The sequence below is a fragment of the Pseudomonas sp. GL_135 genome, assembly GCF_057834665.1.
In genome coordinates, this window is sequence record NZ_CM174408.1 from 4,257,669 (window position 1) to 4,276,666 (window position 18,998).

An 18,998-nucleotide genomic window follows, 5' to 3' on the forward strand; every position below is an offset into this window, starting at 1 on the left:
TTCTTTCAGATGCTTGCAGCGTTTTCCGCCGGAGTCGTTGGATCAGAGCGGTACGCCGAGACGCTGGGCGACTTCTTCATAGGCTTCGATGACATCGCCGAGGCCCTGACGGAAGCGGTCCTTGTCCATTTTCTTGCGGGTCTCTTTGTCCCACAGGCGGCAGCCGTCCGGGCTGAACTCGTCACCCAGGACGATCGAGCCGTCGCTGAACACGCCAAATTCCAGCTTGAAGTCGACCAGCAGCAGGCCGGCGTCGTCGAACAGCTTGGTCAGGACTTCATTGACCTTCAGCGACAGTTCTTTCATGCGAACCAGTTGCTCGGCGGTGCCCCAACCGAACGCGACAACGTGGGAGTCGTTGATGAACGGGTCGCCCTTGGCGTCGTCCTTCAGAAACAGCTCGAACGTGTAAGGGTTGAGCTTCATGCCCTCTTCCACGCCCAGGCGCTTGACCAGGCTGCCCGCAGCGTAGTTACGCACGACGCATTCGACCGGGATCATGTCGAGCTTCTTGACCAGCACTTCGTTGTCGCCCAGCAGTTTGTCGAACTGGGTCGGAACGCCTGCGGCTTCCAGCTTCTGCATGATGAAGGCGTTGAACTTGTTGTTCACCATACCTTTGCGGTCGAGCTGTTCGATGCGCTTGCCGTCGAACGCCGAAGTGTCGTTGCGGAACACAAGGATCAAGCGGTCAGCGTCGTCGGTCTTGTAAACCGACTTGGCTTTGCCGCGGTAGAGTTCTTCACGTTTTTCCATGATGGGCTCCGCTTGCTGAATCTGGCTGAATAGTGGGGGCAAGTCGCCCGTTTGGGACGCTAGGCGATTTCGCGCCAGTCGAGCCCTGAATCCTGATCGGCCAATTGTAGCCAGTCCTCGTCGCACCCAAGGGTGTCGGCGAAACATTGCCGGGCCAGATGCGGCAGGTTGTTCTTGCTGCTCAGATGGGCCAGCACCAGGTGCTGCAGATCCTGCCATCCCAACTCGTTCACCAGACTGGCAGCCTGATGATTGTTCAAATGACCGTGATCGCCGCCCACCCGCTGCTTGAGAAAGTACGGGTACTGGCCCCGCGCAAGCAGATCGCGGCAGTGATTGGACTCGACCATGAGCGCGTCGAGCCCGCGGTAGCTGTCGAGCACCATCGGGCAATACGAACCAAGGTCGGTCAACAGGCCGAAGCGCCGGCGCCCGTCGTTGAACACGAACTGCGTGGGCTCCAGCGCATCGTGAGCCACTGACACCACGTCGATGCCCAGACCGCCAATGCGCAGACCCTGCCCGCCCACCAGCCGAAGACCCGCTTCGACCGGTTTGCGCATGCCGCGCAGCGTGCCGGCGCTGAGGTACACCGGCACATCGTAGCGCCGAGACAGCAAACCCACGCCATGCACATGATCGGCATGTTCGTGGGTTACCAGAATGGCGCTCAGTTGTTTACCGCTGACGCCCAGCCTGTCGAGCCGCCGTTCGGTTTCCCGCAGGGAGAAACCGCAATCGACCAGCACGTACGTGTCGTTGCTCGCGACCAGCGTGGCATTGCCGCGACTGCCGCTGCCAAGAACCGCGAAGCGCACTTAACCCAGGTTGTCCTGAATGACGCTTAACACACGACGAGCGACTTCCGTCGGCGCCACGGTGTTGATGTTCTTCTCGACCGTGACCTGAACGTTCTCGCCGACCTTGCTCAGGCGAACCTGATAACGCTCGGCGCGGGCTTCTTTCTCTTCCTTGGACTCTTCACTGCCGAACACGCGACTGAGGAAGCCAGGCTTGTTTTCAGGCTTGTCGGGCTTTTCCGCCACGTTGATGTAGTACAGGCCAAGGCTGCGGTTGATGTCTTCAACGCGCCAGTCGCCCTGGTTAAGCGCACGACCGACGCTCGACCAAGCGCGATCCAGGTCCGCGCCCAAGTTCAGCACCGGGTTGCCGCTGCCGTCTTCGCTGAGGGAAACGCGGCTCGGGGTGTCGAAATCACGCGCCGCCAGCAGGGAGACCGAACCGCCCTTCTCGGCAGTGCGGGTAAGGCTTGCGAGCATGTCGTCAGTCAGCACAGAGTCGAGGCCGACATTAGTGCTGCGCGACGGGAACGCAGGATCATCGTTGCTTCCCGCCGGGCGTTGCACGCTGACGACGTATATTTCACTGGTGTTGCGCTGCACGCCCGGCTCGATGCGAACGCGGACACGGGTTTCGGTGTTGGCGGCATCGCCACTCGAACCCATACGCTTGGCAACCGATGCGGACAACTCGTCCATGCGCTGCCAGGTGGTGTTGAATTCACCGGTTTGCGGACGATCTTCGGCGATGCGGAAGCCGTTGTCTTCGAAGTACTGATGCGCCACAGGCCAGACTTCAGCCGGTGCGCGCTGGGCGAGAATCCAGCGGTTGTCGCCGCTCTTCTGCAGGGTGTAGTCGCCGGAGTCCTGAGCAGTGGTCAGCGGCTGCGGACGCGGCACGTTGAACTCACCCTTCTGGGTGTCGTCGGCAACGTTGCGCGGGATCGGCAGCAACGGGTCCAGGCGTTTGACTTCCTGAACGCCCTCGGGCAATTGCATCGGCGGCTTCTGGGTCGCTTCCAGGTAATCGCTGCTGCGATCGCGGAAATAACCGTCCTGGCCAAAAAGCCAGCTGCAACCGCTGGTGCTGGAGATAATCAAGGCTAGTGCGGAAAGTCCGGCCAGTCGCTTCATTGCGTAATGCTTCCTCATTAGACCAATACACCGGACTGGCGCAGGGCCTGACGCAGCGGCTCGTGGCAGGACTCGCTGAGCCAGGTGAGCGGCAGACGAATACCGTCTGGCATCAAACCCATCTCATGCAGGGCCCATTTCACGGGAATAGGGTTCGATTCGATGAACAGGGTCTTGTTCAGCGGCATCAGTTTTTCGTGGATGGCGCGGGCAGTGTCGGCGTCACCGTCCATCGCGGCCTTGCACAGGTCAGCCATGGCGCGCGGGGCAACGTTGGCAGTGACCGAAATATTGCCTTTGCCGCCGAGCAACATCAGCTCGACCGCAGTGGCATCGTCGCCGGAATAGACCAGGAAGTCGCTGCTCACGCCGGCAAGAATATCCTTGGCGCGCTGCAGGTCTCCGGTGGCTTCCTTGATGGCGATGATGTTTTTGACTTTCGACAGGCGAATGACGGTCTCGGCCGACATGTCGCAGGCGGTACGGCCCGGCACGTTATACAGAATCTGCGGGATGTCGACGGCTTCGGCGATGTGCTTGAAGTGCTGGTACAAGCCTTCTTGGGTCGGCTTGTTGTAGTACGGGGTGACCAGCAGGCAGGCATCGGCACCGGCGTTCTTCGCGTTGGTGGTCAGTTCGACCGCCTCGCGGGTGGAGTTGGCGCCCGTGCCGGCGATGACCGGAATGCGGCCAGCGACCTGCTGTACCACGCGGCGGATGACTTCGATGTGCTCGTTGACGTCGAGCGTCGCGGATTCACCTGTAGTGCCGACGGCAACTATGGCGTTGGTGCCCTCTTGCAGGTGAAAGTCCACCAGTTTGCTCAGGCTGTCCCAATCGAGACGACCTTGTGCATCCATGGGTGTGACCAGTGCCACCATACTGCCCGCAATCATGCAAACCGCTCCTGCCGGAAAAAGAGAGCGGTAATGGTACTGGCGCCATGATCCTTGCACAAGGCGAGCATTCCCCTCGGCGCCGGTTTTCGCTACCCTTCGGTCTTTGATCGGTACGGGTCATCTGCCCGGCTCGCTCGACTGCTCGATTTTGTCGTCACTTACCCCGCCCTGCGTCGTTATCGCGCGCCATGACAGGCTCATGGACGCGATTGACGGCTGTGGGTCGGGGCGACGTCACGATGCCTTCGTCCGTCGAACCCGCCGGCACAGGCCTGCTGCGTACCGACCGCTCATCGTTTAGGAATGCTGCATGTCATCCATCCCCACAGTTCGCGAACAATTCCTTGTCATCAGTGCCCTTGGCGCCAACCCAATGGAGCTGACCAACGTCCTGTGCCGCGCCAGTAACGAAAGCCGTTGCTCGGTCGTCAGCTCACGCCTCACTCGCCACGGTGAGTGCAGCGCCCTGATCCTGCAGATCTCCGGCAGCTGGGACGCGCTGGCGCGTCTGGAAACGGGTCTGCCCAATCTGGCCAAGAAACACGCCTTCACCGTCAATGTGGTGCGCAGTGCCTCCCTGGAAAACCGTCCGGAAGCCCTGCCCTATGTGGCCTACGTCAGTTCGGCGTATCGCCCGGATATCATCAACGAGCTGTGCCAGTTCTTCATCGATCACAACGTCGAGCTGGAAAACCTGATCTGCGACACGTATCAGGCACCGCAGACCGGCGGCACCATGCTCAACGCGACGTTCACCGTGACATTGCCGGCCGGCACCCAGATCAGTTGGCTGCGTGACCAGTTCCTGGACTTCGCCGACGCCCTAAACCTTGATGCGCTGATCGAACCATGGCGCCCTCAAGCACCGATGTAAGGAGCCCCGAATGGCTGTAGAACTCGACCAACCCGTTGCCGACTTTCAAGTGCAGGCCACGAGCGAACAGGCGGTCAGCCTGTCGGCGCTGAAAGGTCAGCAAGTCGTGCTTTATTTCTACCCGAAGGACAGCACCCCTGGCTGCACCACCCAAGGCCAGGGCTTCCGCGATCATCACGCCGACTTCAAGGCCGCCAACACGGTGGTGTTCGGTGTGTCGCGGGACAGCCTGAAATCCCACGAGAACTTCAAGGCCAAGCAGGAATTCCCGTTCGAGTTGATTTCGGACAAGGATGAATCGCTGTGCCAGCTGTTCGATGTGATCAAGCTGAAAAAGCTGTACGGCAAGGAATACCTGGGCGTCGACCGCAGCACTTTCCTCATCGACAAGGACGGCGTACTGCGTAAAGAGTGGCGCGGCGTAAAAGTGCCGGGGCATGTGGCGACAGTATTGGAAGCGGCTCAGGCGCTGAACAAGGCTTGACCGCCATGATGCAGGCGTGAGCTTGCTCGCGATCGGGTTCGTTTAGTCATCGTATATTGACCAGGACGACGCCGATGGCGAGCAAGCTCACTTCGACACAAGCAAGGCAACGCCTATAACAACGGCGCCACCGTCGGTTCGTTCCGTGGCCACGCATCGAGCACAGCCTTGAACAGGGTCGCCAGCGGGATCGCAAAGAAAATCCCCCAGAATCCCCACAGACCGCCGAACAACAGGACGGCGCAGATGATCGCCACCGGGTGCAGGCTCACCGTCTGGGAGAACAGCAGCGGCACCAACACATTGCCGTCCAGGGTCTGGATGATGCCGTAGACCGCCATCAGATAGATGAACTGATCGCTCCAGCCCCACTGGAACAGCGCGATGAACGCCACCGGCACCGTCACCACCACAGCGCCCACATAGGGCACTACCACCGAAATCCCCACCAGCATCGCCAGCAACGCCGAATAATTCAGGCCCATGGTCACGAAGGCGATGTAGGTCACCCCGCCACAGATGAATATCTCGATGACCTTGCCGCGAATGTAGTTGGCGATCTGTCGGTTCATTTCCTCGGCCACATGGGTAATCAGCGTGCGTTCGCGGGGCAGATAGCCCCTCGCCCAGCGGCTGATCATCCGACGGTCCTTGAGGAAGAAGAACACCAGGATCGGCACCAGCACCAGGTAGATCATCATGTTGACCAACAGCGGCAGGCTGGACAGGGAAAACGTCAGTGCCCATTGCCCGAACTTTCCGACCTCGCCGCGAGCCACTTCTATCGCCTGCAGGACCTGTTCGTCCGACACCAGATGTGGATAACGCTCCGGCAGCAGCAACAGCAACGACTGCCACTTGGCGAGCATCCCGGGCAATTCGTTGAACAAGGTAATGAGCTGGCGCCACAGCAAAGGCACGAGCACCAGCAGAAAGAGCGCCAGCGCCCCCATGAATAACGCGAAGACCAGCCCCACTGCGCCACCTTCCGGCACGCGCAAACGCTCGAGCAGATTGACCAGCCCCTGCATCAGAAAAGCGAGCACCAACCCGGCCAACACCGGCGCGAGCATGCCGCCGAGGGTGAGCACAACGGTAAATCCGAGAACCAACAGCACTGCCAGCACCACCGCTTCCTCATCGGAAAAGTAGCGCTGTATCCAGTCGCGAAGCACTTTGAACATCAAGAATCCTAAAAGGGTTGCGAGGGGTCAGAAACGCTCAGGCCTTGCGCAGCCAATACCGATAAATGCCGTCAGCGTTTTCTTCATGCAGCAGCACATGCCCGGCCAGTTTTGCGAATGTACGAAAGTCGCGCTGCGAGCCGGCATCGGTGGCCGTCACTTTGAGGACCGCGCCGCTGGCCAGACGGTTGAGTTCCATCTTGGCCTTGAGCAAGGGAAGCGGGCAGTTGAGACCGCTGGCGTCGAGCTCTGCATCGCAGGTAGCGGGGTGTCCTACAGCGTCAGACATCGTTTCTCTCCGGATAGACACATCCGCCCTCGCATAAAAGCCAACGGGCGGAAGAACATTCTTACAAGTTTTCCAGAATACCCCACTCTGGTCAGCAAGCCATTGAGCCAGCTACAGTGGCGCCTTTCTGCCCCAGAGTCTCGTGCATGAATTTTTTGCGCCCCACGCTGCTGACCCTTGCCTGCCTGCTGGCAGCGCCGAGCTTCGCAGAAGATGACCTGCCCTCCCTCGGCGACGCGAGTTCATCCATCGTTTCTCCCCAGCAAGAACACGACCTGGGGCGCGCCTGGCTCGGGCTGTTACGTTCTGAGGTGGCGCAACTGTCCGACCCGCTGCTCAAGGACTACGTCGAGTCTTCAGTTTATCGGCTCGCCGAAACCAGCCAGGTGCAGGACCGCCGGCTCGAATTCATCCTGATCAACACGCCAGAGATCAACGCCTTCGCAGCGCCCGGCGGGATCATCGGGGTCAACGGCGGGCTGTTCCTCCACGCGGAGACTGAAGGCGAATACGCCGCGGTCCTCGCCCACGAACTGGCTCACTTGTCGCAACGGCACTTCGCCAGGGGCGTGCAGGCGCAACAGCGCATGCAAGTGCCGGTGATGGCGGCGATGCTCGCCGGTATCGTCATGGCGGCAGCGGGTGCAGGCGATGCGGGAATCGCCGCCATTGCCGGCACCCAGGCCGCCGCAATTCAGGAGCAGGCGCGCTTCTCCCGGCAAAACGAAGCAGAAGCCGACCGCATCGGCATTCTCAATCTGGAAAAGGCCGGCTACGACCCGCGCAATATGCCGACCATGTTCGAGCGTTTGGCGCGCCAGTACCGCTACGACGCCAAACCGCCGGAATTCCTGATGAGCCACCCGGTGACCGAGTCCCGCATCGCCGACACCCGCAACCGCGCCGAGCAAGCCAAACCCGGCGGCAAGGAAGACAGCCCCACGTATCAGCTGATGCGCGCACGCACCGTGCTGATTTACGAAGAAACCCCCGGCATGGCCGCCAAGCGTTTCCGCGCGCAATTGGCCGAGAACCCGAAAAACGACGCGGCTCGCTACGGCCTGGCGCTGGCCCAGACCAAAGCGGGGCAACTGAATGAAGGGCGCGAGACGCTGAAGCCTTTGCTCGACAAGGCGCCGGACAACATTGCCTACAACCTCGCTGCCGTGAATCTGGACATCTCCAACAATCGCCTGCCCGACGCTCAACAGCGGGTGGACCGAATGCTGAACCTGTATCCCGACAACTACCCGCTCAATCAGGCGAAAGTCGATGTTTTGCTCAAGCAGTCCAAGGCGCCCGAGGCGTTGAAGTCTCTGGAAATTTTGCTGAAGAGCCGCCCGGACGATCCGGACATCTGGAATCAGGTGGCTGACACTCGAGGCCTGTCTGGCAACACCATCGGCCTGCATCAGGCCCGTGCGGAATACTTCGCGCTGATGGGCGATTTCAAGCAGGCGATTCAGCAGCTTGAATTCGCCAAGCGCCGGGCGAACAACAACTTCCAGCTGGCCTCTCGCATCGACGCGCGGCAGCAGGAAATCATCGCCCAGGAACGGGCGGTGAAGGACATGATGAATTGAGGTCAGCTACAAGCGGCAAGCCATAAGCTGCAAGCTGAAACGCAGCCAATCGGCCTTCCGCTTGAAGCTTGAAGCTTGCGGCTAACCGCTTTTATTCAAGCATTACCCGAGCTTTTCATGCGTGTCGCCTGGGTAAAGTCGAGCATGCGCTGCAGCGGCCGAACGGCGTGAGGAATGACAGCCGGGTCGACGAAGATCTCATTGGTGCCTTCGCGCAAACACTGAAGCGTGCGCGCCAGGGTGTTCATCGCCATCCACGGGCAATGGGCACAACTGCGGCAGGCGGCGCCATTGCCGGCCGTGGGCGCTTCGATGAAGACCTTGTCCGGGCACAGCTGCTGCATCTTGTAGAAGATGCCGCGATCGGTAGCGACGATGAAGGTGGTGTTCGGCAGCGTCTGCGCCGCCTTGATCAGTTGGCTGGTCGAGCCCACCGCGTCCGCCAGATCTATGACCGACTCGGGCGACTCCGGGTGCACCAGAATGGCCGCATCCGGGTACAAGGCCTTCATGTCCTCCAATTGCCGGGACTTGAACTCCTCGTGCACGATGCAGGCGCCGTCCCACAACAGCATGTCGGCGCCGGTTTCGCGCTGGATGTAACGGCCCAGATGCTTGTCGGGCGCCCAGATGATCTTCTCGCCGTTGTCCATCAGGCTCTCGACGATCTCCAGCGCGCAACTGGACGTCACCACCCAGTCGGCACGGGCTTTTACGGCGGCGGAGGTGTTGGCGTAAACCACCACGGTGCGCTCGGGATGCTGATCGCAGAACGCAGCAAACTCATCGACCGGGCAACCGAGATCCAGTGAGCAGGTCGCTTCGAGGGTCGGCATCAGGATGCGTTTTTCGGGGGTCAGAATTTTTGCGGTTTCGCCCATGAAACGCACCCCGGCGACCAGCACGGTTTTCGCCGGATGGTTTTTGCCGAAACGCGCCATCTCCAGAGAGTCCGAAACGCAACCGCCGGTTTCTTCCGCCAGCGCCTGAATCACCGGATCGCAGTAGTAGTGCGCCACCAGCACAGCGTCCTGGGCCTTAAGCTCGGCGGCGATCAAGCGGCGGTACTCCGCTTCCTCGTCTGCACTCAGGATTTTGGGCTGTTTGGCGTCCAGGTGCGCTTGGACCAGGAGGCGTTCAGAAATGTGTGTCATGTCGATAGACCTGAATGCGCGGATGGAGAGTCAGCATGATAAGAAAACGGCCGGGAAGTTAGCACGGGATCTGTTGAGCGATCACTTACCGGCGGTCCCACTGAATTAACGCAGGCGCCAATACCTCCACCCTGGGACAACGCAAAAACACGCACGTAATGGTTGGAACGAGTCACCCAAAAAAGCACCGAAACCCTCAAGCCCGCCATTCAATGGCAGAATCTGCGTCAATGGACAGTTTTGGAGCCCCTCATGCTGAGCGTATTTGAACGACGACTCGACCCCTTCCCACCCGACGAAGCACCCCCGCCACCTGTGGGTTTGGTGCGTTTTCTGTGGGCCTGCACCCGGGGAGCGCGTGGTTACATTCTCGCCCTTGCAGTGCTCAGCGCCTGTGTGTCGCTCTACGAAGCCTGGCTTTTCTCGTTTCTAGGGCAAGTGGTCGATCTGCTGTCGACCTGGAAGGACGGCGGCGCCACTGCTGGCGAGGAAAGTCGGGCGCTGTGGGGCATCGGCATTGTGCTGGTGATCAGCGTTGGGCTTGTGGCCTTGCGCACAATGGTCCAGCACCAGGTGCTGGCGATCAACCTGCCGCTGCGACTGCGCTGGGACTTTCATCGGCTAATGCTGCGACAAAGCCTGTCGTTCTTTTCCGATGAATTTTCCGGCCGGGTCACCACCAAGGTCATGCAGACCGCGCTGGCGGTGCGGGACGTGCTGTTCACCCTGATTGAAATCGCGCCCGGCATCGGCGTTTATTTCATCGCCATCATCGCGCTGGCCGGCGGCTTCGCCTTGAAGCTGATGCTGCCGTTCCTTGCCTGGATCGTGTTGTTCGGCCTGGCCATGCTGTATTTCGTGCCGCGCCTGGGCAAAGTCGGTCAGGAGCAGGCCAACGCGCGGTCGTCGATGACTGGGCGGATTTCCGATGCCTACACCAACATCACCACGGTGAAACTGTTTTCCCACTCCAAACGCGAAGCGCAGTTTGCCCGCGCGGCGATGGAGGACTTCAAGCAGACCGGCTTTCGCCAGATGCGTCTGGTGAGCCAGTTCGAAATCGTCAATCAGGCGCTGGTGGTGGCGTTGATTCTGGGCGCGGGCGGTTATGCCCTGTGGCTGTGGCATCAGGGCGATGTCGGCACCGGCGCGGTGGCGGCAATTACCGCCATGGCGCTGCGCATCAATGGCATGTCCCACTGGATCATGTGGCAGATGACGTCGTTGTTCGAGAACATCGGCACGGTGCAGGACGGCATGGCGACGCTGACTCAGGGCCCTAAAGTGCAGGACGCGCCAGATGCAGCGGTGTTGAAGAGCAACGGCGGCGCGGTAACCTTCGACAACGTCAGCTTCAATTACAACGGCGAGCGTCAGGTGCTGGACGGTTTGAACCTGGCGATCCGGCCGGGCGAGAAGATCGGGCTGGTCGGCCGCTCAGGTGCCGGCAAATCCACGCTGATCAATCTGCTGTTGCGCTTCTATGACGTGGACAGCGGCGAGATTCGCATTGATGGGCAGAACATCAGACAGGTCACGCAGGACAGCCTGCGCAGCGCCATCGGCATGGTCACGCAAGATACGTCGCTGCTGCATCGGTCCATTCGCGACAACATCGCGTACGGCCGACCCGATGCCACCGATGAGGAAATCCACACCGCTGCGGCTAACGCTCAGGCAGATGGCTTCATCGCCCAGCTCAGCGACAAGCATGGTCACAGCGGCTACGACACGCTGGTCGGTGAGCGCGGCATCAAGCTGTCGGGCGGCCAGCGCCAACGGGTTGCCATTGCGCGCGTGATGCTGAAGAACGCGCCGATCCTGTTGCTGGACGAAGCCACCAGCGCGCTGGATTCGGAAGTTGAAGTGGCCATTCAGGAAAGCCTCGACGAAATGATGAAGGGCAAGACCGTGATCGCCATTGCTCACCGGCTGTCGACCATTGCGGCCATGGACAGGCTCATCGTGATGGACGACGGGCGCATCATCGAACAGGGCACCCACGCTGAATTGCTCAACAAGAACGGCACATACGCGCGGCTTTGGCATCACCAGAGCGGCGGGTTTCTGGGCGAAGATCAGGGCGTGCCTGAGGCGGTGGATCAGGTATAACGGGCACGCTCGCGGTAGAACCGCGTCCAACGACGGCTCTCGGGCAGCGCCGTCATTGGAGATCGCCCCCGCCGACGCACAACATCATCGCCCATCAGAATCAGCTAGTAGACCGACTTACTAGGATGTATTCTCCGAGCCATGAATACTCCTCAAACACGTGGTTCATCTGATGTCCGTCAAGGAATCCTCGACGTCGGCCAACGCATCATGGCCGCAAAGGGGTATTCCGGCGTAGGCCTGAACGAAATTCTGGCCGCCGCGGGCGTGCCGAAAGGCTCCTTCTATCATTACTTCGGCTCCAAGGATGCCTTCGGCGAGGCGTTGCTCGAACACTATTTCGACGACTACCTCGCTGATATTGATCGCATCCTCGGCGAGCCCGGCCTGCCCATGGGCGAGCGGCTGATGAACTACTGGCGGGTCTGGCAGGACACGCAGTCGTTCCAGGAATGCCAGGGCAAATGCCTGGCCGTGAAGCTTGGCGTTGAAGTGGCCGATCTGTCGGAGACCATGCGTGCCGTCCTCAAGCGAGGAACGTCCGGGATTACTGACCGCCTTGGCAGCGCAATCGAGGCTGGCGTTGCCGACGGCTCGCTGCCCGACTGCGACAACCCTTACGCTGTTGCGCAAAGCCTGTACCAGCTGTGGGTCGGTGCCAGCGTGATGGTCAAGATCGAAAGAAGCCTCGCGCCCTTCGATACGGCCATGGCCACCACGCGCACGATCCTGCGCCTTAACTGATCAGCCCCCCAGTGTCCCGCTGTTCTCTCTGGCATCGTTACAAATCTGCATAAAGCCCGCCGGTCTCTCCTGACCGGCTTTGTATCGTCTACGCCCCACATGACCGAACACCTCGAAAAAGACCCTCTGAAATAATTTGAAAATAACTCTAGACGACTGGTCTACTCAGAGTTAAGGTGTACCCACATTAACCCGCCGCCACAAGGACTGACGTGATGAAAACCAGAACAACGATCACCGCTCTCGCCACTGCCGTGACACTGCTTGCAGCCGCTGGATTCGCGTCAGCCCAGGATCGCCCTGCCACTCCGCTGACCGCCAAGACTGTCGTGCTGGTACACGGCGCTTTCGCCGACGGCTCTTCCTGGAACAAAGTGATTCCGCTGCTGGAAAAAGCCGGTCTGAATGTGGTGGCGGTGCAGAACCCGTTGGACTCCCTGGACGGAGATGTCGCTGTGACCAAGCGCGCCATTGCCGCTGCGCAGGGTCCGGTGGTTCTCGTCGGCCATTCCTGGGCAGGCGCAGTCATCACCGACGCTGGCGTCAACGACAAAGTCCGCTCGCTGGTGTACGTCGCCGCTTACGCCCCGGATGATGGCCAGTCAGTGTTCGATGCCGTGAAAGGCTATCCCGACATGCCCGGCCAGGCCTCCTTCGTGAAAGACGCAGATGGCTACGTGAAAGTCAGCAACGAAGGCGTCGCCAAATTCTTCGCCCCTGATCTGCCCCGCTCCGAACAGAAACTTGTGGCCGCCACCCAAGGTGCGCTGAACATCAAAGCGCTGAGCCAGCCCATCCCCCACGCTGCCTGGCACAAGGTGCCCTCCTTTGCGGTGGTCGCCACAAACGACCAGATCATTTCGCCACAACTGCAGCGCGATCAGGTGAAGCGCCTGCACGCCGACTCAATCGAGGTCCCTTCAAGCCACGTTGCAATGCTGGCCTATCCCAAGGCCGTGGCTGACTTGATCATAAAAGCTGCTAAGTGATTTCGTTTTACCGTTGAACTAGACGACTAGTCTATTAATCCAAGCGAATCATGCTTTACCTTTTGGCTGCTGCTCGGCAGTCGCAAACCTAAATCGAAAAGGAAATATCCGATGAAAGTTCTTATGGTTCTGACTTCCCACGACACCCTCGGCAACACCGGCCGTCCGACCGGCTTCTGGCTGGAAGAACTGGCCGCGCCTTACTACGCGTTCAGCGACATCAACGCTGAAATCGTTCTGGCTTCGCCACAAGGCGGCCAACCTCCGCTGGACCCGAAGAGCAACGAGCCTGACTTCCAGACCGACTTGACCCGTCGTTTCGAGAAAGACGAAACCGCCAAAGCCCTGCTCGCCAATACCGTCCGGCTGGACAGCGTGTCCCAGGCAGATTTCGACGCTGTGTTCTACCCAGGCGGCCATGGTCCTCTGTGGGATCTGGCTGAAGACAAAAACTCGGTCCAGCTCATCGAATCGTTCATCGCCGCCAACAAGCCAGTCGCTGTCGTCTGCCATGCCCCCGGCGTGCTGCGCCACGTGAAGAACGCCGACGGCACGCCACTGGTTAAAGGCAAGAAGGTCACCGGCTTTGCCAACAGCGAAGAAGAAGCCGTCGGCCTGACCAACGTGGTGCCTTTCCTGGTGGAAGACGAGCTGAAATCACTGGGCGGCGTCTACTCCAAAGGTCCGGACTGGGGCTCGTACGTCCTCACCGATGGTCTGCTGATCACCGGCCAGAACCCTGCTTCCTCCGGCCCTGCGGCAGACGTGCTGATCAAGGCACTGCAAAACAAATCGGCCTGATCACCGCCCGGCGCGAGGGGTGTTCGCACCCCTCCCCGCTTCTCAACTTTGCACCGAGATAACCGCCATGAACTGGTAATGAACGGATTCAACCCGACCCCAGGCCCGACTTTATGTCGGGCTTTGTCGTTTCTGGACGGGTGCGAATAATCAAACGGACACTGCTTTGCCGGGTCTACACGCCAATGGCGGGCATTGATGAACACTCACGATGCCCGTTGTGACAGGCGAAGGAGGCGCGGAAGCGATGTTCAGCGGCAATGCCCGCAACACCTTTGGCTTCAAACACCTCACCGACAGCGTGGTGAACAACGGCAAGGGCCAGTTCAGCGTCGACTTCATCCGCTGCTTAAGGCTCGGCGCCACTGAAATGCTGGACGTTTCGGCTTTAAGCTTTACCGCCTGGGAGGTGGCACCGACAGCACGTTTAAGCTGATTGTCGATACGGCCTCCACCTTATACCTGGCTCAAGGATTACGAAGCGGACGCTGACGGTAACCGATTCGAGTTCAGTATCGACAAGAACGTCGCCCAGATCTTCACCGCCGATAGTCTGATCGTCGCCGACGCAAGCGCGCACACGAGCGCTGCGCCCATTGAGCTTGTGGGTCTGGCACCCGCTGACCTGCACACGATCGGCCGAATCCAGAACTGCCAACCCGAATGGCAGGCATGAAAAAGCCGTCGCAGGTGCGACGGCTTTTTTGCAGCATGTGCGGTTACAGAGTGTCTGCCATGCTGATACTCCTCACTGAATCTCAGTCAACGCTTTTGGCCCATACCGCCTGGGCGTTGGTGAACTCGCGCAGCCCGAAGTGGGACAGCTCGCGGCCATAGCCACTCTTTTTGACGCCGCCCACCGGGATCCGCGCGTTGGTGGCCGGGAAACCATTGATGAACACACCGCCGGTCTCCAGACGCCGGGCGATGCGTTGCGCGCGCGGGATGTCCTGGGTCCACAGGCTGCCGCCCAATCCGTAGTCGCTGGTGTTCGCCTGCACGATCGCCTCTTCGGCGTTGGCGGCAACGGTGATCGCGGCGACCGGGCCGAAGGTTTCTTCGTCGAATGCGGCCATGCCTGGCTTCACATCGGCCAGCACGGTGGGCGCGTAGAAGTTGCCGGGGCCGTCGATCTTCTTCCCGCCCAGCAGCAACGTCGCGCCGGCTGCAATCGTACGTTGAACCTGACCATCCAGCTCATCGCGCAAATCAGCGCGGGCCATCGGGCCAACATTGATTGCGCTGTCCAGCGGGTCGCCGACTTTCAGTTGCTCGACAGCTGCCACGAATTGACGCGTGAATTGCTCGGCGATCGGCGCCTCCAGAATGAAGCGCTTGGCCGCCAGACAGACTTGGCCGGCGTTCTGGAAACGCGCCTCGACGGCGGCCTTCACCGCAAGGTCGATATTGGCGTCGGCCAGCACAATAAAGGCGTCCGAACCGCCCAGCTCCAGCAGGCTCTTCTTGAGTGCCTTGCCTGCGGTCGCTGCCACGGCAGAACCTGCGCGCATGCTGCCCGTCAGGGTGACGGCGGCAATGCGCGGGTCTTCAATGGTGCGGGCCACGGTGTCGTTGTCAGCGATGAGATTGGTGAACAGCCCTTTGGGAAAGCCCGCCGCCTCGTAAGCTTCTTGCAACGCGTAAGCCGAGCCCATGACGTTCGGCGCGTGCTTGAGCATGAAGCCATTGCCCGACAACATGATCGGCCCGGACGCACGAATCACCTGCCACAGCGGGAAATTCCAGGGCATCACCGCCAGCACGGTGCCGATTGGCAGAAAGGACACGTGGACCTCGTCGTCGCTGCCTACATTGACGGGCTCATCGGCAAGAATCCCCGGGCCGTTGTCGGCAATCCACTCAATGGTGGCCGCGCACTTCTCCACTTCTCCACGGGCCGCCGCCAGGGTTTTGCCCATTTCAGCGGTGATGAGCGCGGCGAATGATTCCGACCGCTCACGCAGGGTGTCCGCCAGACGGCGATAGGCCGCTACGCGCTCGCGCATCGGCGTGGCGCGCCACAGACGAAAGGCCGCAGCATTCACATCCAGCAATTGCTCGACGTCGGTTTGCGTCTGGAAGGGGTAAGTGGCGATCAGCTCACCGGTGGCCGGGTTGCGTGATGTAGCGACGTTTGCGGTGGAGATCGGGCTCAGGTCAGACATCGTGATTACCTCGTTGGCGGTCGGTGCAGCACATGTGCGCTGCGATGACCGTCACTCTAGGCAAGCCCGAAAAAGCCAGTAAGGCGTCTTGTTATCCTATGACCGTGAGTCATAGGCAGTGTGGCGAGGAATGTAAGTCACCAGCGAAAGATCCGGCCGTCCTTCAGGCGTCAACGCGACATAGGTGAAATCGATATGGCCGCTAATGGGATGCAGCAGACGCTTGCGGCCTTCTTCAAAACCTTTGACCTCGGTGTCCTGCCACCACTCTTTGAACTCAGGGCTCAGAGCCGAAAGTTCTTCGATCAGGCTGTCGAACGGTGCCTTGTCCTGGGCCAGCGCGCGCGATGCCCGAAACGCACTGATCATGCCGCGCGCCATCTGCTCCCAATCCAGAATGATGGTTCGGTACGGGATGTACAGAAAAAGCAGACGCAGCGTGTTGCGCTCATGGGGCTGCAACGAACCGTAGTCGACAAACAGCTCGGCGATGGCGTCGTTCCACGCCAGAATGTCGAGCCGGGCGTTGCGCACATACGCCGGAATGGGGTTGATCGCCTGCACAAGCATTTCCAGACCGGCCGTTACCCCGCCTCCGGTCGCAGCAGCCGGCACCTCCAGTGCGGAGAGCGCATACAGGTGCGCAGACTCCACACGATCAAGCTTGAGGACTTTGGAGATCCGTTGCAGCGCGTCCGGCGAGGGCTGAATGTCCCGGCCCTGTTCAAGCCATGTGTACCAGCTGACGCTGACCCCGGCGAGCGCCGCTACCTCTTCGCGACGCAATCCGGGCGTGCGCCGCGGCCCTTCCGGCAGACCGAAGTCCTTCGGATCAAGCCGCGCCCGCCGGCTGGACAGGAAGTTGCCGAACTCGCGGCGCTGCTCTATCGACGGTCTTTTCGCCATAACTCACTCGTGATCCCTGCGGTCGTTGATCGCCGACAATCAGGCATCGTGGGTCAAGCTCTGGCGTGGGTCAAGCCGGTCAAGGTATCGGCGATGGCTTTAGTGCGCCGGGCCGTGCCTTCGGTGGCCTGGTTCGAATGTTCCAGAGAGTCGAGCATTTCGCGCAGCGCGCCGACGCCGGTGGACTGGTCCTCGATCTGCTGCGCCACCCGCTGGATCTCGCTGGAGAGCAGGTCAATGTCGACGCCGATTTCCGCCGCGTTCTTGCGGGTGATTTCCGCCAGCTTGCGCACTTCGTCGGCGACCACCGCAAAGCCTCGGCCCAGATCCCCTGCCCGTGCGGCTTCAATGGCGGCGTTGAGCGCCAGCAAATTGGTCTGGCCGGCGATCTGTTGAATCACCTGCACGATGGACTGGATGCGCAGGCTCGATTCCGCGAGGGCTCGTGCGCCGACTACCGCTTCGTCCGCCTGGCTGACCAGCGCAACCACGGTATTGCCGGCGTTTATCGAGACGGTGTTCTGCTGGTCAATCGTACCGGCCAGATCGTCCATCGACAGGTGCAGCTCGCCGGAGTAATGCTTGATTTGCGTGGACATCTCTTCCTGCTGCTGCCCGGCCTGGGCAAGGACCCGACCCAGTGCGGCGAGGCCTTCGAAGACAGGCAGGACTTTGGTATCCAGCCCGCGAGTATCAAGGGCGTTGTTGAAATCGTTGCGCTTGAACGCCTCGATCTGCTTCACGATGACGTGATTCAAGCCCACCATTTTCTTGAGCTGGCGGCGCAGGAAAAACGCCTTGAATTCGCCATAGTGTGCGATGAAATTGTCCACGTACTCATCCGTGAATGACGCGCCCTTTGCCACCCGAAAGAAGAAGATCGCGGTGAGCGTCTGGTTCAGGTTCAGGCCGAGAATTTCACCAAAGGTCGAGAAACCCACCAGCGGTACGTCACCGAACAATCCGGTCATGCTGCCCAGGTCCTTGCCGTTGTTGGCCCGACGCAAGATGCAGTCGTTGAGGATCGCCGCGACGGGCTGCCCGCCTTTGCCGCGCAGGAATTGCTCGTAATCCACGCGGGTGGCTTCGCGCAACGGCGTGCGCTTGACCATCACCAGTTCCTCGCCGGGGGCCACGTCGCAGAACAGCTGAATGATTTGCTGCGCATGGTCGATGCGGGCGATGGAGCGCACGAACAACTCGCTGCCCACCCGAATGGCAAAGGAGTAATCAGCCAGGTTCTTCTCGAGGGCGTGGGCGTCACAATCGAAGGCGTTACACAGCGCCTGCACCATGCTCATGATGTTGCCCTTGCTGTCGATCACCTGGTCGATGGTGCGGTCTTCGACAGACGCGGTCAGGACACTGAAGGTCAGCCCGGCGGGCTGGAAATTCTGACTTTTGAACACGCCGAAGCGTATGTCGGCGGCGGTCTTGATGAAGACAATCTGCGCATGATTCTGATAGCTGCGCTGGCCGTCGTGGATCAGCGTCTTCTTGAAATCCGACTTGCCGCCGGCGGAGCCTCCTACAAAGAGGCAGGGAAAGCGCCCGGACTCATACAGCGCTTCCATGAAGAACGATTCGGACGCTGACAAGCCATCGAACACCACATAGGCCAAGGTGTCGCGATGATCGATGGTGGTGCTGACCTGCGCACGCTTGATGTTGTTGACCAGTTTTTCGATGCGCTCACGCATCTCCATGCGCTTGCCTCCGCCGCGGATGTCTTCGCATTCCAGCGGCACCATCACCACTTCAGCGGAGGCAATCACGCTGCGTTCGAAGAGCTGCAGAACGATGCGGTCCCATCGATCGCCGGTCGCACAATACAAACCGCTCGCACTGTTGCACAGCTCGCCGGAGGTGGTGCACAGGCTCAGCGCGCTGTCGGGAAAGCGCTGCTTGATACGCGCAGCGACTTGGTCGATGTCCAGGTGCGGAGAGACGAAGCCTGTCACCAGAACGGGAGCCGAACGCACGGCCGCGAGGGCACGATCCAGTTCGCCAGCAGTGCAATTAATGCTGATCGCTTCCTGGCGGTTGGCACGGGTTCGGTTAAAGAGATTGAATGGGTTCATCGTCGGCTCGCTAGAAAGGATCGCTGAGCGGATGCGTGCATAC

At 60.4% G+C, this 18,998-nt stretch carries 19 protein-coding genes; 9 read left to right on the forward strand and 10 right to left on the reverse strand.

Features of this window, described 5'->3' with window-relative positions:
- Window positions 1-42 precede the first annotated feature (42 nt).
- The 4 genes from purC to dapA are packed head-to-tail and all read right to left on the reverse strand — an operon-like array spanning window position 43 to window position 3,586.
- Entirely contained in the window at window positions 43-756 is a 714-nt protein-coding gene (purC, locus tag AC3ISG_RS18860) for a phosphoribosylaminoimidazolesuccinocarboxamide synthase (RefSeq protein ID WP_122623059.1), read from the reverse strand.
- 59 nt (window positions 757-815) lie between these two features.
- A complete protein-coding gene (locus AC3ISG_RS18865) occupies window positions 816-1,574 on the reverse strand; it encodes an MBL fold metallo-hydrolase (RefSeq protein WP_489297696.1) in 759 nt (252 codons plus the stop codon).
- On the reverse strand, window positions 1,575-2,690 hold the full coding sequence (bamC, locus tag AC3ISG_RS18870; RefSeq protein WP_122537439.1) for an NlpB/DapX family lipoprotein: 1,116 nt from the start codon (window positions 2,688-2,690) through the stop codon (window positions 1,575-1,577).
- Between the two features lie 17 nt (window positions 2,691-2,707).
- Window positions 2,708-3,586, reverse strand: coding sequence for a 4-hydroxy-tetrahydrodipicolinate synthase (dapA, locus tag AC3ISG_RS18875; RefSeq protein WP_122623058.1), 879 nt, complete (start codon window positions 3,584-3,586; stop codon window positions 2,708-2,710).
- Window positions 3,587-3,899: 313 nt separating this feature from the next.
- On the opposite strand from dapA, the gene AC3ISG_RS18880 reads away from it, so the two are divergent.
- Both AC3ISG_RS18880 and AC3ISG_RS18885 read left to right on the forward strand, forming a co-directional pair.
- On the forward strand, window positions 3,900-4,463 hold the full coding sequence (locus tag AC3ISG_RS18880; protein WP_037014004.1) for a glycine cleavage system transcriptional repressor: 564 nt from the start codon (window positions 3,900-3,902) through the stop codon (window positions 4,461-4,463).
- Between the two features lie 10 nt (window positions 4,464-4,473).
- On the forward strand, window positions 4,474-4,947 hold the full coding sequence (locus AC3ISG_RS18885) for a peroxiredoxin (RefSeq protein WP_122537437.1): 474 nt from the start codon (window positions 4,474-4,476) through the stop codon (window positions 4,945-4,947).
- Window positions 4,948-5,060: 113 nt separating this feature from the next.
- Here AC3ISG_RS18885 and AC3ISG_RS18890 read toward each other — a convergent pair whose 3' ends face one another.
- Window positions 5,061-6,131 carry an AI-2E family transporter gene (locus AC3ISG_RS18890; RefSeq protein WP_065986753.1) on the reverse strand — a complete coding sequence of 357 codons (1,071 nt, stop codon included), beginning with the start codon at window positions 6,129-6,131 and terminating at the stop codon, window positions 5,061-5,063.
- Between the two features lie 37 nt (window positions 6,132-6,168).
- Window positions 6,169-6,420: a sulfurtransferase TusA family protein gene (locus AC3ISG_RS18895; protein ID WP_122623057.1), complete on the reverse strand. Its 252-nt coding sequence runs from the start codon at window positions 6,418-6,420 to the stop codon at window positions 6,169-6,171.
- 146 nt (window positions 6,421-6,566) lie between these two features.
- Here AC3ISG_RS18895 and AC3ISG_RS18900 point away from each other — a divergent pair, with 146 nt between their 5' ends.
- On the forward strand, window positions 6,567-8,003 hold the full coding sequence (locus AC3ISG_RS18900) for a M48 family metalloprotease (RefSeq protein WP_122623056.1): 1,437 nt from the start codon (window positions 6,567-6,569) through the stop codon (window positions 8,001-8,003).
- A gap of 95 nt (window positions 8,004-8,098) precedes the next feature.
- On the opposite strand, the gene nadA is transcribed toward AC3ISG_RS18900, so the two are convergent.
- Window positions 8,099-9,157, reverse strand: a complete 1,059-nt coding sequence (gene nadA, locus AC3ISG_RS18905; RefSeq protein ID WP_489297697.1) for a quinolinate synthase NadA — start codon at window positions 9,155-9,157, stop codon at window positions 8,099-8,101.
- Between the two features lie 252 nt (window positions 9,158-9,409).
- Between nadA and AC3ISG_RS18910 the strand changes: the two genes are divergently transcribed.
- The 6 genes from AC3ISG_RS18910 to AC3ISG_RS18935 all read left to right on the forward strand — a co-directional run bounded on the left by AC3ISG_RS18910 (window position 9,410) and on the right by AC3ISG_RS18935 (window position 14,479).
- Complete coding sequence (locus AC3ISG_RS18910; protein WP_122623054.1) at window positions 9,410-11,269, forward strand: ABC transporter ATP-binding protein; 1,860 nt, start codon at window positions 9,410-9,412, stop codon at window positions 11,267-11,269.
- Window positions 11,270-11,410: 141 nt separating this feature from the next.
- Window positions 11,411-12,013, forward strand: coding sequence for a TetR/AcrR family transcriptional regulator (locus AC3ISG_RS18915; RefSeq protein WP_272633725.1), 603 nt, complete (start codon window positions 11,411-11,413; stop codon window positions 12,011-12,013).
- 215 nt (window positions 12,014-12,228) lie between these two features.
- Complete coding sequence (locus AC3ISG_RS18920; protein ID WP_122537430.1) at window positions 12,229-13,002, forward strand: alpha/beta hydrolase; 774 nt, start codon at window positions 12,229-12,231, stop codon at window positions 13,000-13,002.
- A gap of 111 nt (window positions 13,003-13,113) precedes the next feature.
- Entirely contained in the window at window positions 13,114-13,803 is a 690-nt protein-coding gene (locus AC3ISG_RS18925; RefSeq protein ID WP_122537429.1) for a type 1 glutamine amidotransferase domain-containing protein, read from the forward strand.
- Between the two features lie 211 nt (window positions 13,804-14,014).
- Entirely contained in the window at window positions 14,015-14,239 is a 225-nt protein-coding gene (locus AC3ISG_RS18930) for a hypothetical protein (protein WP_489297698.1), read from the forward strand.
- Window positions 14,240-14,479: a hypothetical protein gene (locus tag AC3ISG_RS18935; protein WP_489297699.1), complete on the forward strand. Its 240-nt coding sequence runs from the start codon at window positions 14,240-14,242 to the stop codon at window positions 14,477-14,479.
- Window positions 14,480-14,561: 82 nt separating this feature from the next.
- On the opposite strand, the gene AC3ISG_RS18940 is transcribed toward AC3ISG_RS18935, so the two are convergent.
- The 3 genes from AC3ISG_RS18940 to AC3ISG_RS18950 all read right to left on the reverse strand — a co-directional run bounded on the left by AC3ISG_RS18940 (window position 14,562) and on the right by AC3ISG_RS18950 (window position 18,955).
- Window positions 14,562-15,959, reverse strand: a complete 1,398-nt coding sequence (locus AC3ISG_RS18940; RefSeq protein ID WP_489299555.1) for an NAD-dependent succinate-semialdehyde dehydrogenase — start codon at window positions 15,957-15,959, stop codon at window positions 14,562-14,564.
- A 105-nt stretch (window positions 15,960-16,064) separates the two neighbouring features.
- Window positions 16,065-16,874 (reverse strand): helix-turn-helix transcriptional regulator, encoded by an 810-nt coding sequence (locus AC3ISG_RS18945; protein WP_205484552.1) that lies wholly within the window; start codon window positions 16,872-16,874, stop codon window positions 16,065-16,067.
- 53 nt (window positions 16,875-16,927) lie between these two features.
- Complete coding sequence (locus tag AC3ISG_RS18950; RefSeq protein ID WP_489297700.1) at window positions 16,928-18,955, reverse strand: FIST N-terminal domain-containing protein; 2,028 nt, start codon at window positions 18,953-18,955, stop codon at window positions 16,928-16,930.
- Window positions 18,956-18,998: the final 43 nt, after the last annotated feature.